The sequence below is a fragment of the Bradyrhizobium sp. BR 10289 genome (assembly GCF_019455385.1).
Classification (GTDB): Bacteria; Pseudomonadota; Alphaproteobacteria; order Rhizobiales; family Xanthobacteraceae; genus Bradyrhizobium.
Map to the genome: position 1 here is coordinate 1 of NZ_JACOFR010000056.1, position 758 is coordinate 758.

Annotated in this window: 1 protein-coding gene; it reads right to left on the reverse strand. The window is 60.4% G+C overall.

What is annotated here, in order from left to right; translation table 11 throughout:
• Positions 1-345: 345 nt before the first annotated feature.
• On the reverse strand, positions 346-758 hold a 413-nt coding region (locus HYH08_RS37300), incomplete at its 5' end, for a UDP binding domain-containing protein (RefSeq protein ID WP_283844205.1).

Below are 758 nucleotides of genomic sequence, written 5' to 3' on the forward strand. Positions count from 1 at the left end.
CGTGCCGGCGCCGCCGCACATGATCAGGGGGATAATGCGTTTGTCCATCGTCATCGCAACCCTAAATAACTCCACATCGCAACCAACCTAAAGATCCTTTGGGCCGCCAGCATTAAAGAGCAAAGCTCACATTCGGGCTTGTCAATCCACGAACGTTTCCCTCATAGACTCCAACCGTGCGGCGGCAACTCTTCGATCGCACCCTCCCGGCCAGCTCCCGCCCCCTCAATGGCATACTCAGCTCTCTTACGAAGCAGGGTCGTGCAGAAAAATAGGTCGTGGAGCAGATTCGATGCCCTCCGCAAGGTGAGCGCAACAAAGACGATCGGAGATACTATTGAGCTGTCACGCTTGGGGAGACCGTCCGACACTCTCATAGGTGAATCCGGCGGCCGCCATGTCGGTGGGACTGAAGATGTTGCGGAGATCGACGACGACGGGCTGGGCCATGGTCGCTTTCAGCCGGTCGAGATCGAGGCCGCGGAACTGGGTCCACTCGGTGACAACGACGACCGCATCGGCCCCTTGCGCGCAGGAATAGGCGTCGTCGCAATAAATGATGTTGGGCAGCTCGCTCTTGGCCTGCTCCATGCCGACGGGATCGAAGGCCTTCACCTTGGCGCCCATGTCGATCAGGCCCGTCACCAGCGGGATCGAGGGCGCATCGCGCATGTCGTCGGTATCGGGCTTGAAGGTGAGGCCGAGCACGGCGATGGTCTTGCCGCGCAAGCTACCGCCGAGCGCCTGGCTCACCTTGC